Source organism: Peribacillus sp. TH16, assembly GCF_016651095.1.
Lineage (GTDB): Bacteria > Bacillota > Bacilli > Bacillales > DSM-1321 > Peribacillus > Peribacillus butanolivorans.
Map to the genome: position 1 here is coordinate 369347 of NZ_JAEKEM010000002.1, position 13340 is coordinate 382686.

The 13340-nt window shown below is 35.2% G+C and carries 14 protein-coding genes and 1 pseudogene; 3 read left to right on the forward strand and 12 right to left on the reverse strand.

Going from position 1 to position 13340, the window contains the following annotated elements:
* Positions 1 to 17: 17 nt before the first annotated feature.
* From JFV29_RS01775 to JFV29_RS01815, 9 genes are all read right to left on the reverse strand, one after another.
* Complete coding sequence (locus JFV29_RS01775; protein WP_201180894.1) at positions 18 to 524, reverse strand: PIG-L deacetylase family protein; 507 nt, start codon at positions 522 to 524, stop codon at positions 18 to 20.
* Entirely contained in the window at positions 499 to 741 is a 243-nt protein-coding gene (locus tag JFV29_RS01780; protein ID WP_207205070.1) for a PIG-L family deacetylase, read from the reverse strand. Before JFV29_RS01780 ends, JFV29_RS01775 begins: the two co-directional genes overlap by 26 nt.
* Positions 742 to 899: 158 nt before the next feature.
* On the reverse strand, positions 900 to 2258 hold the full coding sequence (locus tag JFV29_RS01785) for an aminotransferase (RefSeq protein WP_201180896.1): 1359 nt from the start codon (positions 2256 to 2258) through the stop codon (positions 900 to 902).
* 175 nt (positions 2259 to 2433) lie between these two features.
* Positions 2434 to 4197: a sulfoacetaldehyde acetyltransferase gene (gene xsc, locus JFV29_RS01790; RefSeq protein WP_201180897.1), complete on the reverse strand. Its 1764-nt coding sequence runs from the start codon at positions 4195 to 4197 to the stop codon at positions 2434 to 2436.
* Between the two features lie 122 nt (positions 4198 to 4319).
* Positions 4320 to 5228, reverse strand: coding sequence for a phosphonoacetaldehyde hydrolase (phnX, locus tag JFV29_RS01795; RefSeq protein ID WP_274606896.1), 909 nt, complete (start codon positions 5226 to 5228; stop codon positions 4320 to 4322).
* Between the two features lie 374 nt (positions 5229 to 5602).
* Positions 5603 to 7015: an amino acid permease gene (locus tag JFV29_RS01800; protein WP_201180898.1), complete on the reverse strand. Its 1413-nt coding sequence runs from the start codon at positions 7013 to 7015 to the stop codon at positions 5603 to 5605.
* Between the two features lie 514 nt (positions 7016 to 7529).
* On the reverse strand, positions 7530 to 7832 hold the full coding sequence (locus JFV29_RS01805; RefSeq protein WP_446728208.1) for a YitT family protein: 303 nt from the start codon (positions 7830 to 7832) through the stop codon (positions 7530 to 7532).
* Positions 7833 to 7876: 44 nt separating this feature from the next.
* Entirely contained in the window at positions 7877 to 8155 is a 279-nt protein-coding gene (locus JFV29_RS01810) for a YitT family protein (RefSeq protein WP_201180899.1), read from the reverse strand.
* Between the two features lie 499 nt (positions 8156 to 8654).
* The gene (locus tag JFV29_RS01815; protein WP_201180901.1) at positions 8655 to 9701 is read right to left on the reverse strand and encodes a sigma-54 interaction domain-containing protein; all 1047 of its coding nucleotides are present in this window, start codon (positions 9699 to 9701) and stop codon (positions 8655 to 8657) included.
* A 602-nt stretch (positions 9702 to 10303) separates the two neighbouring features.
* Here JFV29_RS01815 and JFV29_RS30890 point away from each other — a divergent pair.
* Both JFV29_RS30890 and JFV29_RS01820 read left to right on the forward strand, forming a co-directional pair.
* The gene (locus tag JFV29_RS30890) at positions 10304 to 10438 is read left to right on the forward strand and encodes a hypothetical protein (RefSeq protein WP_274606897.1); all 135 of its coding nucleotides are present in this window, start codon (positions 10304 to 10306) and stop codon (positions 10436 to 10438) included.
* Positions 10439 to 10491: 53 nt separating this feature from the next.
* Positions 10492 to 10828: pseudogene (locus tag JFV29_RS01820) on the forward strand (YmaF family protein).
* Positions 10829 to 10881: 53 nt separating this feature from the next.
* Here JFV29_RS01820 and JFV29_RS01825 read toward each other — a convergent pair.
* Both JFV29_RS01825 and JFV29_RS01830 read right to left on the reverse strand, forming a co-directional pair.
* On the reverse strand, positions 10882 to 11589 hold the full coding sequence (locus tag JFV29_RS01825; protein ID WP_201180904.1) for a DUF421 domain-containing protein: 708 nt from the start codon (positions 11587 to 11589) through the stop codon (positions 10882 to 10884).
* A 364-nt stretch (positions 11590 to 11953) separates the two neighbouring features.
* Positions 11954 to 12361, reverse strand: a complete 408-nt coding sequence (locus tag JFV29_RS01830) for a YbaN family protein (protein ID WP_223305294.1) — start codon at positions 12359 to 12361, stop codon at positions 11954 to 11956.
* Between the two features lie 329 nt (positions 12362 to 12690).
* On the opposite strand from JFV29_RS01830, the gene JFV29_RS01835 reads away from it, so the two are divergent.
* Positions 12691 to 12873, forward strand: coding sequence for a hypothetical protein (locus JFV29_RS01835; protein WP_201183306.1), 183 nt, complete (start codon positions 12691 to 12693; stop codon positions 12871 to 12873).
* A 109-nt stretch (positions 12874 to 12982) separates the two neighbouring features.
* On the opposite strand, the gene JFV29_RS30135 is transcribed toward JFV29_RS01835, so the two are convergent.
* Positions 12983 to 13312, reverse strand: coding sequence for a hypothetical protein (locus JFV29_RS30135; protein ID WP_242486774.1), 330 nt, complete (start codon positions 13310 to 13312; stop codon positions 12983 to 12985).
* Positions 13313 to 13340: the final 28 nt, after the last annotated feature.

The following is a 13340-nucleotide window of genomic DNA, read 5'->3' on the forward strand; positions in this document are numbered from 1 at the left end:
AAAATCATGTATCATCGCTACATTTCTATTGTTTGAAAAAGATCAGTTTCTTCTATAATATAGGGAGGATTTCCTTTAATAAAGTACTCGTATTCTGTTAAAAAAGGTAAAGTAGGTTTTTGATTATCCCATAATTCAGGAACGGCTAAAGTTTGGGAACTATGAGACCTTAAAGCCCGAATCTTTTTTTGCAGAGTTTCTGAGATATTTACTTTAGTCACACTTTTCAGCATGCTCTCTTTTATCCATTTTTCATAATATGTATGCCAAAGGACAAAGTACAGGCTCTGAGCCTTAAAGGCAGAGAAAACAGAATCTGGATAAAAATCTGAATCACCTGATTTTGAAAATGCTAATGTCGCTGCACGACCAATTGCACAATGGTCTGGATGTCCCCCATATTTCTCATTAAACGTTACTATTACTTGAGGTTTAATTTCTCGAATCACTTTTACAATTCGCTCTACTAATAAATCTATATCTTCAAACTCAATTGTTTTATCCCTTAAATTTAAATACCGCATGGTCGTTAATCCCTAATTCTTCGCATGCGTTTTTTAACTCTAGTTCTCGTAATTTCGGCAATGATTCTCTCGTTGTAAGAATGGGATTGCCCATACGCCTGCCCATCTCACCTTTTGTTGCACAAAGTAAGGTTACCTGTACACCAAGTTTAGAAATTTTGGCGATCGTTCCTCCACAAAGAAATGACTCATCATCAGGATGCGCAAGTATTACCAATAACTTTTTTTGAGATACCATAATACCTCCGCTTTTGTATTAGTCTATCAGCGTTTATATAAAAAAAACGGACATGGATGTCAAAACAGTTAGACATATCATGCCCATCTTTAATCGTGACCAATAAAGTTATCTGAAGCTTTTATCTACATTAAGGGTTAACACAATTCATACAAAACAGATTTAACAGTTTCTATGACAAAGTGTAAATCTTCAACAGTTGAGGATAAAGGCGGTGCAATAATTAATACATTCCCGTATCCAGGAACTGTATCTCCGTTTCTGCCAATAATCAGGCCTTTTTTCTTACAAGCCCCAATTACCTTTCCCATTAGCTCTTCAGATACAGGTGTTTTTGATTTTTTATCTTCTACTAGTTCAATTCCATATAAAAATCCAATTCCACGCACTTCTCCAACTTTTTCTAGAGCAGTCAATTCAAAGAGTTCACTTAGTGTTGATTCACTGAGTTCAGATACTCGTTGAACAATATTTTCATTTTCGATAATTTCAATGTTCTTGAGGGCAACTGCGCAAGATGCAGGGTGACCTCCGTAGGTTGACACATGTCTAAAATGATTTAAATTTCCGTTCTCTTTAAATTTTTCATAAATCCTAGAGTTCACAGCTGTTGCTCCTAGTGGAAGATAACCGCTGGTCAATCCCTTTGCCATTGTTACAATATCAGGTTGAACCCCATCAGAGTGCATAAATCCAAACATTTTTCCTGTTCTGCCAAAACCTGAAACCACTTCATCCACAATTAAAAGAACATCATGCATCTTACAAATTTCCGAAACTTTTGTTAAGTACTCTTTTGAAGGGATAAGGACCCCGCCGCCTGATATGAATGGTTCAAGTATAACGCCAGCTACAGTCTCTGATCCTTCAAAGTTAATAACCTGATCAAGATATTCTGCTGCAAGGAGGTCAGAGTTCTCTGCGTTTTCTCCAAATGGGCTTCGATAACTATATGGTGGTGGCACATGCAGAAAACCCGGAACCGCTGGGTCATATTTCACTCTCCGATTCGCCTGAGCTGTTGCACTTAAAGCACCGAAAGTATTACCATGATAGGCTCGATACCTAGAGATGAATTTGTATTTCCCCGGGTTTCCATTTTGAGAATGATATTGACGAGCAATTTTAAAAGCGGTCTCATTCGCTTCAGATCCACTGTTAGTGAAAAAAGTTGTATATGAACCTTTTAAATGTTCACTTATTTTAGAAGATAGTTCAATAGCTGGCTTATGGCTTAAAGTTAATGGGAAGTAAGATAAATTCACCATTTGCTCATACGCTGCTTGAGCAATTTCTTTTCGTCCATGTCCTAAATTCAAGCACCATAATCCAGAAACCCCATCTAAATATTTATCCCCTTTTGTATCGGTAAACCATGAGCCGCTTCCTTCCGTTGCAATCATGGGACTTTCCTTTTCGTTATAACGATGCATCGCATGCCATAAATGATCTTTATCCATTTGAACAAGGCCTTTCGTTTCAGTTTCTAATTTCAATATTAAAACCCCCTTTTTATTTATTGAAATGAATTTTAGTTAAGTTACCTATACCGATCCAACTCAAAATAGAAAACAAGAGTATGAAAATATTGATGTTACGTAGTAAATAGACGCGATAACTCAAAATACATCCATTAAGTATCGCGTCCGTTATAACATTCTTTTTTAGAAATTATTTATCCCAGTTTTTATGATCTAAATGAGCGTACTTTTCTAATAATCTAGTTGGCATTTTTAAAGCGTCTTTTCTAAATGGAGGCGCTAATTGGGTTCCATCCACCTGAATATCAATGACGGTTGGTTTGTTTGATTTTATTGCCGCTTCTATGACAGGTCCTAATTCTTCAGGTTTTTCCACTCTAATTCCAACTGCCCCCATCGAACGAGCAACTTCTGCAAAATCTGGATTTTGGATATCTGCCCCAACAAAACGATTATTATAAAAATCGACTTGGTTCTTTTTCTCTGCACACCATGCATTATTATTAAAGACGCACGCGATGACTGGAATGTTTTCTTCAACTGCTGTACTTACTTCATGTAAGCTCATTCCCCATGCTCCATCTCCAACGATTGCTAAAACAGGTGTATTCGGCTCAGCTAATTTGGCACCAAGTGCAGATGGATAAGCAAAACCGGTGTTTCCGAATGTTAGGGCAGCGATGTGTCTACGGCTCTGGTTAAATTTCAAGTAAGCGTTTGCAGTTGATGATACATTACCAATATCTGTTGAAACAATAGCATTCTCAGGTAACACTTTTGTTAATTCTAAGAGGGCGCGACGCGGGTTAATTGGTGTCCCATCTATCATCGCAAGTTCTACTAGTTCTTCTTCCCATTTTTGTTTTTCATTTGTTACTTCTACCATCCGCGCTTTTTCTTGTTTTAGGCTAGGTTTAATTTCCTTTAACCGTTTCATAATTTCTCGACTAGCTTCACGAGCATCACCGATAATACCAACTTCAACTGGGTGGGTTCTAGCGATTTGCCTTGGATTAATATCTATTTGAATTATTTTTGCCTCTTTAGGGAAATATTCAATGTCATAACATGGTAATGTACCAAATACGGATAATCTTGTACCAACCGCTAAAATAACATCTGCTTTCTTTAGTGTATTCATAGCAGCTTTTGATCCCATATATCCTATTGGGCCAACAGCTAACGGATGATCTGCAGGAAATGCATCATTATGCATATAGGATACAGCTACCGGAGCTGTCAAGTGTTCTGCTATATTTTTAATTTCCTCAATACCATCTGAATCAACTGTCCCTCTACCTGAAATAATAACTGGATACTCAGCCTCAGCTAAAATTTCAGCTGCTCTATCCAAGGATTCAGATGACCCGCATCCTCGTGAATCTACGCGATATTGATGTGGTTGAAGAATTTGATCCTCCACTTCACCATAGAAATAATCACGAGGGATATCAAATAATACAGGTCCTCTTTCAGCATAAGCAATTCGAAATGCTGTCCGTAGACAATCAGCGACTCGACCTGGGTGGGTCACTCTCACCGTTTCTTTTGTGATGGCCTTGAAAATGGAAACCTGATCACATTCCTGAAAACCATCCCATCCAACAGTTGGTGTACCTGCTGAAGGAGATATTACTACCATAGGAGTATGAGCTTGATTGGCCGCTGCTACAGAGGTTACCATATTGGTCATTCCAGGTCCGTTTTGACCGATAACAACCCCAGCAACACCTGAGACACGACAATAAGCATCTTCCATATGAGCAGCACTTTGTTCATGTCGAACTCCAATAAATCGAATGCCTGCTGTTGGCAATAAATCAAGCATATCCATAAAAGCAGAACCTAGAATTCCCGATATATGTTTGACTCCCTCTGCCACTAATGTCTCAACAATAGCTTCACTTGGTGTCATTTTTACTTTCGTTCCTCTTAACATTTTTGTTTCGACCATTGCACATTCTCCTTAACTTTAATGTATTTCTGATAATGACGTTGCAACGTCCGTACCAGTTATAAGATGTATAATACTACCATTCTATTGAACAGTCAATGAATAAATTGAATATTTTGAATTTATTTAAAATTAATATCCTTGCACATACAGATAAGAGTGGTAATATCACATTTTTTTATTAATATATCTGTTTTAGCTCCCGATAAAAGTTTCTTTTTTTCTGTCAATCTGTAATTAATTCTATCAATTATTTCTAATAAATTTCCTATTTCATCAATAACGAAGTCGGCACCTGCATTTAGAAAACGATTTTCAGCATTCTTCATTCGCTTTTTGAGCTCATACGGATCCATTTCGTTGATTTCTTGTTCAGAAAGGCCTATTTCGCTGCCGCCTTTTAATACACCAACAGTCCACATTCCAGCATGAATCCCCTCTTTGATGTCACTGATTGTATCACCAACCTTTACAATCTTACTTAGTGGATATACTTGTAGGTTAATAGCTGTTTGAAAACACATCCAAGGAGCAGGACGTCCTGTAGGCACTTCTGAAGACGCGACAATAGAGTCTGGTTGATAGCCCCACTTTTTTGCCTCTCCTGATACAACATCTATCATTTCACGAGTATAGCCAGTTGTTGAACCGATTTTTATTCCTCGTTGTCTTAAACCGCTAACGAGTTCAATTAAACCAGGTACAGGCTTGGCGTAATTTTGGAGAACCTTGAATAACAAATCCTCAAAGTCCCTATATAGAGCATTTACATCTTTTTCATTTGGTTCTTTCCCAAATGCTGTAACCCATAAATTCGAGATCCTAGTCATTTTCAGGAGTTCCCTTATGTGGTCAATTTTTAATAAGCCCATTGGTTTTCTTGCTTCCTCATGGGTAATATCAATCCCCCTTATACTAAATACTTCTACAAACACTTGGACCGGTGCAAAACAACCATAATCAACCGTTGTGCCAGCCCAATCAAATATAACTGCCTGAACCTTCCCATTCAGTTCATTTGTACTTTCCAAGCTGTTTCCCCCTCCCAATTTATTGATCCCTCACAAAAAGGGGCTTATTCTAAAAAAGCACGTAAAGTCCTCTTAAGACTTTGCGGTAATTGTGGACTGACAATGAAGGAATGTCTCATTTATTAAAGAGTAAAACAATATGATTTACCTGAAACTGAATTCTATTAAGTACTTTTTATAGATAAATATTAAGGAACTCATATAGTCTAGCTAAAAAATGCAGATAATTGAAGAATGTTCATCTGAGGAAATCCATAGAAGCAAACGTAGCAATAAATATTCTGATTTTAATTGGTTAAGTTGAATCGAACTAGCTTCGTAATTGTCATATTACCAATGTCTATTGATCGCGTAGAAGTTTAGATTAATTATATTTAGAATTTCTCAGAATTAGGGGGCCTAGGAACAATATTTAATTCATTCTCCATATACTTCGCTTTTTTTCGTCGAAATAAAAAGAAAGAACCTATAACTATAAAACTGAATAGCATCGTAAAAATAAACTGTGGACGCTGTGAATCTATAAATGCCATTAATATTAAAACGGAAATCATAGAAATGATGGTTGCATAAGTTAAATACGGAAATAACCACATTTTAATCTTGAAAATCTCAGGATTCTCTTTTTCCATTCTTTTCCTCAAACGGAGATGAGAAATCGCAATGGCTAGATAGACAAGAATTCCAATTCCACCAGAAGAATTTACTAAAAAGAAAAATATTTTGTCAGGAGAAATATAACTAAAAATTGTGCTAATAAAGGCAAACAGTGTACTTGCAATTACCGCCAAAACTGGGACCCCATTCTTGCTCACTTTTGAAAACAATTTTGGGGCATCACCCTTTTGTGCAAGAGAAAATAACATCCGAGAGCTCGTATAAAGTCCTGAATTCAAACAGGACAGCAAAGCGGTTAGAACTACGATATTCATAATTAAAGCAGCTGAAGGAATTCCCATCATTTCAAGAACAGCAACAAAAGGACTTTTAAGCAAGGATGCTGAATTCCAAGGTAAAAGTGTCACTAGTATAGCTATTGAGCCGATATAAAAAATAAGTATTCGCCATACCACGCTATTTAACGCACTTCTTACAGACTTTACTGGATCACTAGTCTCTCCAGCTGCAATGGCTGGAATCTCAACTCCAACGAAAGCGTGAAAAACAATCGCTACACCAACAAGAACTGAACTAATCCCGTTAGGAATAAAACCACCAAAGTTCAAAAGATTAGAAGCGCCAGGTGGCTTTATCGTTGGTATTAAACCCAGAATCACCGCTACTCCTAGACATAAGAATAGAATAATACTGACTATTTTAATAATAGAAAACCAATATTCAAATTCGCCAAATGATTTAACAGAAAATATATTTGTTAGTTTTAATAGAATTATTAATGAGAGACTTATTAACCATACTGGAACTGAAGGAAGCCACTCATGTATTATCGCTGCCCCTGCTGTTGCTTCTAGTGCAATTACAATAACCCAAAAAAACCAATATAACCAACCTGTAGTAAAACCGGCCCACTCACCAATCCCTTCTCTTGCATAAACAGCAAAAGATCCTGTATTAGGGTTTACTGTAGCCATTTCTCCGAGCATTCTCATGACTAAAACAACGATTAAGCCTGCTAATACGTATGATAAAATCGCTCCGGGGCCTGTTTGACCAATAATAATACCGCTTCCTACGAATAAACCAGCTCCTATTACACCACTCAAAGATATCATTGTTAAATGTCTTTGTTTAAGACCAGGTTTCAATTCTTCTTGTTGATGTTTCATAACCTCCACCAACTTTCAGTAATTTGGGGAACCACCTATTGATAACGCTTACATCCACTTAAAAAGCCAGGCTACTCTAACACAACTACATAAACTACCTTTCCCTTACATACTCACAAAATAGTGAAAAAAATCATACATAACCATAAAACGGTGCAGATTTACCAATAAATAGACATTTCCGAAACAAACACTAGCGTTATTCTTATGTGTGTAGACACATAAGAATAGGTCTTTTCAGCTTATTGCTTAATATTATTCACGCAACCAAAGAGACGAAGCTCTAGATTTTCTGTTATCCTATTTCCTCCTCCATATAGTTTATTATGACAATCGAAACGGAACTAACATCACTACGTCATGATGTTAGTACCACTTTCTATGTGTATAATACACTCTGACTTTTTTAAAGTCAATTTAAAAATCAGAATATTTGGACAACCGTTCAAGAATCATTATAAGAACATAATTTTAATGTTTACAAAACACCAGACTGACTCCTGATCTCGTAATTCTATTTTTCCGTTTTAGCTGTTTTGTCCAATTGCCCTTCGGTATCTATCAATACTGCCTTCTGATTTCTATTAAGCATTTTCTTTAAAAGTGACGAAAAGATCAGCGTAAACGCAACACCCTTAATGATCGAAGTATAACCATAAACTAGCAGACCCAATAATAGTACGATAAGATTAATTATCCTGATTGTCGCTGCTATATCTATTTTTTTATTTTTGTGATGTAAAATTAAAGCTATAACATCAAACCCCACAGTGGATGCATTTGCTGTTATACATAAATAGTATCCTAGTGCTATCAAAATCGAAGAAATGATAATTACTACAATGATGTTTACATCAATGCTTATATTAAGTGAATAAAATAAGTTAAAAAAAGCATATAACTAAGGGAACTTACTATTGATTTGAAAAAGTATTCTTTCCCTAGAAAAACTAAACATATAATTAATAATAGTCCTGTAACAAAATTAGCAAGCATGGCTATGTTATAGCCAGATAAGGCATTTAATAGTAACGCGGAACTCGTCACACCACCATTAATAATTTCATTTGGTACGATCAAATAAGCATAGGCAAAGGTCATTGAAATATTTCCCACAATAATTTTAATTAAGTCCTTCATTAATTTTGTCACCTTCCTATTACAATTTAAGAAAAAGTCTAAAGATTAGATAGTTAAAGCTTTCTCCTCCTTCGATATAAATATTTATACTTGAACTATATGAACAACATTCATTTGTAAGTTCAAATATTCAAGATTCGTTCAAGTTACATTTAGTCTTTACCGCCACTGCTTTTTGATAAAAGTAGAATGAATTCCTTGCTAGAAGCTCTCTTCCCTCCTTATCACCGTAATATTCATGCAATCTGACAATAATTGTATTAAGCCTCCTATTAAGTTAAAAAGAATCTTATTTAGAAATAGTCCTACTCTCAGAATCCATTATCAAAATAAAATGGGAGACAAAGTAAAAAACCGCGGAATTATCAAGTGGCAGTCAGCAACATTTCTTCCAGAACTATCAGATATGTTCGAGAAAGCATAAGAGTATATTCTTGCAAACCAAACCTATTCTGAGTGAATACTCAAATGAAGAATATTATTGCTAAAATTAAGAATCTTATCTTTTGTATGAAAATTGGATTCCGAGACGTTTCATTCTCCTTATCAGATTTGCATGGTCAATGTCGAGCTTAATGGCAGCTTTTCTAAGGCTTTGTGAAGATTGAAGGGCATTTAAGATCATCTGAGATTCAAATTGAGCCATGGCTTCCTTTAGATTAAGATTATTTGTGGATAATAGATTATTATCTGACGTTTCATCGCGGAAACTTTCTTGGGGAATTTCTAATTTCCAATTATCTCTTATATGTTCTGGCAAGTCTCTAGGGGTTATGAATGGTACTGATGTTGATACTACTAAAAACTCTATAATATTTTTTAATTCACGAACATTACCAGGCCATTGATAGCTTTCCATAATCTTTAAAGATTCAGGCATGATTTGTTTTTTTAATCCGTACTGCTCACAAAGCATTGTAAGGTAAACGTCTATAAGAGGTAAAATGTCGGATTTCCGCTTGTATAACGGTGGAATATTCAAATGAATCACATTAATTCGGTACCACAAGTCTTCTCTGAATTGTTTTTTATTAACAAGATCCCTGAGGTCTTTATTGGTAGAACAAACTAACCGAAACGTAAGAGGAATTAGCTTCGAATCACCTATTCGAGTAATTGCTTGATCTTGAAGAACACGAAGCAATTTAGCTTGCATCAACAATGGTAGTTCACCAATTTCATCTAAGAGTATGGTGCCTGTATTAGCTTTTTCAAAAAGACCAGCCTTCCCTCCTTTTTTGGCCCCTGTAAAGGCTCCTTCAGCATATCCAAATAATTCAGACTCAAATAATTCAGCTGGAATCGCAGCACAATTGACTTTAATAAAGGGGGCATCTTTTTGAGGACTATACTGATGAATATAATTTGCTAACACTTCTTTTCCTGTTCCGGAATCTCCCGTGATGAGTACAGATGTAGGGAAAGCAGCAACCTTTATTACCTTTTCCATTAAAATTTGCATTTCTTGACTTCTAAAAACGATTTGTGAAGTATTAATTCTTTGTTTTGCTTCAATTTCTTTATCAGGTTCAATTATTTTCGCCATTATCCACTCTCCTTTTGTAGTCATTTTATTACCAGGTCGGTGACAATTCAACATCATTATTATATAAGTTGATATATAATATCTAAATATTTCGTGCATTCAAACTTCGGCATAATTCTTGCATCAGTAAATCAATAGTACTGAATCCTAAACTTTTTGAGGCTTGATAAAAAATGAGAAGACATTCATAAAAAAACTAAGAAAAAATTACAAACTCCTTAAACAAAAAAGAAAAAATGACACCTAGAGATTAAATAGAGGTCACTTTCTCAAATGGGTGTTCTTTATAACGATATGTTCGTTTTTTATAGAGATATGCACTCCCTATTTCCAACTGTATGAAATAAGTTTACCTCAGTCAGGCATGTACAAAATACAGCTCACATGAAAGATGCTTACACACTCAAGCGGTAAGTTTTAAGAGATGTCAATTTTGCTAATTGGGATACTAGTCATAAAGCGTTATATATAAGAAGTCAACCCTTTTGGTTGTCCTTCCCCTTCTTAGAATGATAAGAATTATATTGGTATATTGTATTTTTTCTATATTTTCACAATTGGAATCAATTATATGATTATATTTATGTTAGGGAGGGAAAAAGATGGGAAAAACACTATATCAAGACCAAACATTAGTCTTAATTCAAACATGCCAGATTCATGATGAGGTATTAAGTGAACATGGCTTTTACATGATTAAGGTATTGGAAAAACGTATGAATATGAGTGAACAGTAAAAAAAACCGAAATCTATATATATTGAAAAAGTGAGATGATTGGGAGTGGATTAATGGTAGGAAAGAATGTTTTTATTCAAGGATTTGTGCCAAACCACAATCATAGATCCGTTTACTATACATCTGTTGATGCTGGCCATGTTCATCAGTGTTTAGATGTAACTTCTCCTCCTGTTATGAGTAAAGATGATATCCATGTGCATTACACGGAAGGATATGTTGTCTATGAAGATGGCCATACTCACTATTACCAGGCATACTCCGGCCCTGCTTATCCTGTAGGAAATGGAATGCATGTTCATTATTATGATTTTTATACACCAGAAGCCAATGGACATCGCCATCGGGTGGGTGAAGAGCGTTGACCAGCCAGCTCCAGGAAACAAGTAAAGTAATTCAACTGTTCCAAACACCTTTATTTTTTTATTAAGGCTTCTCTGTAATTAATTATCTCTCCCTGGCTTGTAGTAATAAGGATCGCTTTTATGTTCCTTAATTTCATTATTATCTATAAATAACTTTCCATCTTCTAAAAAAGTTGCTAATGTAATATTCTCTATTTTTTCACCCATTTTTTCGAGCTCGTTAATTAGCCAACTTTGGTTTAATTGTAGATATTTTAAATTATGGTAAACAATTTGGCTGTCCAGTATGAGTGGGATAGGAAGATATTCTTTCTTGACACTTAAATTTATATCATTAGGTTGAACTGGTCGGTATTCTGACTTGGGAATAACACTAATACTTCCTGTTTCCTCCATCACTGCAATGGCAATGTTTTGAGTATCGGTATACCCTTTTACTCTTAAATGTGCCAATAATTCATTTATTGGCATACGTACCTTTTTCAACCCCTTTATATCAATATCCCCGTTTTGAATTAATACCGTTGGACTTTCATATAAGACCCATCTTAATTTATTATGTAAGGATATACGTATAAAAATTTTATATAAAATTACTGTAATTCCAGCATAGGTAATAGCCTTTCCCAAATTATTATCCTCTACTGGGGAACTGATGATATTGGTAAGGACAAGGATATACAATAAATCGAAAGTGTGCATTTGAGCTACTGCTTTTTTTCCACTCAACCTTAAAAATAAATATCCTACAACAAAAATCAAGAATGTACGGTAAAATGTTTCCAATTTTGCATCACCTCTTATAAAAATTCTCAACTTCTATCAAACGTACTAACTGAATAAAAGATATCTTTAGTATTAGAAATTTAATTCGTATCTAAACCGGAAATTTTGGATTTGCAAAAGTCAAGAAAATCATTTTAGAAAAACAAGACTTAAATGCTCAATATGTTCAATTAATCTTCTTGAAAAAAGATATAGGTAGCTCCTCATTTCAGTATTACCATGGCATAGGTAGCTTCATATAATATTTCTCTATTTTTACTGAGACACCTTCTTCAACAAAACTGCCCATTTAGCTCCATAAGAAAAAGAGCTGCCGAAGCAACTCCCTTATTGAAGTAAAGCACCCGTTATTTGAAGAAAATTTTCAAGAATCTCTTTGTTTCGTACTGTTTCGGTCAATTGTCTTAATTTTTTTAATGAAATAATAATGTTTGTAGAGGGCGAGCACTACCAACAGGATTTTCACTAAAAGGATGTCCACAAAAAATACAGAAATTATGATGAAGAAATCGGCAACTAAATTGATTCTGATTTTCTCTTTTCGAGTCATACCTTTTTTTTGCAGGAATGCTTCAACGTATTTTTCATATAATGAGGTGCTTTTGAACCAGTTTTCAATCGACTTGGAACTTTTCGCAAAGCAAAAAGCAGCGAATAAGTAAAACGGACCGCCCGGCAGAACAGGTAACACAGTCCCTGCAACACCAATCACAAGTGATATGAATCCAAGAAGCAAAAATAGGATGCTTTTTACTTTTTTAATTGTAATCACCTTTTTATTTATATTCTATTCCCTTATAACGTAAAAGGGAAGTCCAATTGATTCAACATCACTGATTAGTATCTTACCATTTTCTTATTGACTCCCTCAGTTTAATACGATTTTCTCACAAATACTCGCTTAATCGCAGGATTTCATCACCCTTGAATTTAAGTTCACGGTTAAATGGAGTGATTTCAGGACATGAAGATTTCGTGAAGGCATAGTGAAATAAAGGAGTTGCACAAGACTCCACATTTCACCATATAATGTACATTCTCCACGCCGCCCCTGGAGGCTTTCCCTCCCATGTCTCAACGGGTCAATTGCACTATCATTCCTTGACAGAAATTCAACAACGATTAGGACATACAGATATTCAAACAACGATGAACATCTATGCTAATACGACTGACAACATGAAAGAAAAGGCCTCCCAGCAGTTCAGTAAACTGATGGAAGACCTTCACTTTAAAGATATTTACATGTTAGGCAATGATTACATCATGCTGCCCATTCATTAACTATCATGGTCGTATGAACGGTTAAACCTAATGACTAAAACCCGTTTTGGATGTATCGGAAACGGGTTTTACAACAACAATCAAAGGCATTATAAGGCCCTTCAATGATTTAGTTGCAATAATAATGCCAAATTCCTTTCTCCATTTCCTTATTAATTTCCCCTTGTAATTCAAGATAATCTAGATAACCAATAATTTCAGACATAATATTGAAAAACTGCTTTTCATACTTTTCTTTATATCGTAATTGGGCAATTCCACTTGCGGTTGAAATTCCGGATTTAATAATGCTTATGTATTTGTTGGCTTTTTCATCAATCTCTTTTATTCTTTCTTTTAATAAATCAGCAGGATTTTCTATGATCATACCGTGACCTGAAAAAACGAGTTCAACATTCAATGACGAACATTTCTCTAATGACTGCTTTTGTTGGACCAAAGATTTTGTGCGGATTCCATCATAATCT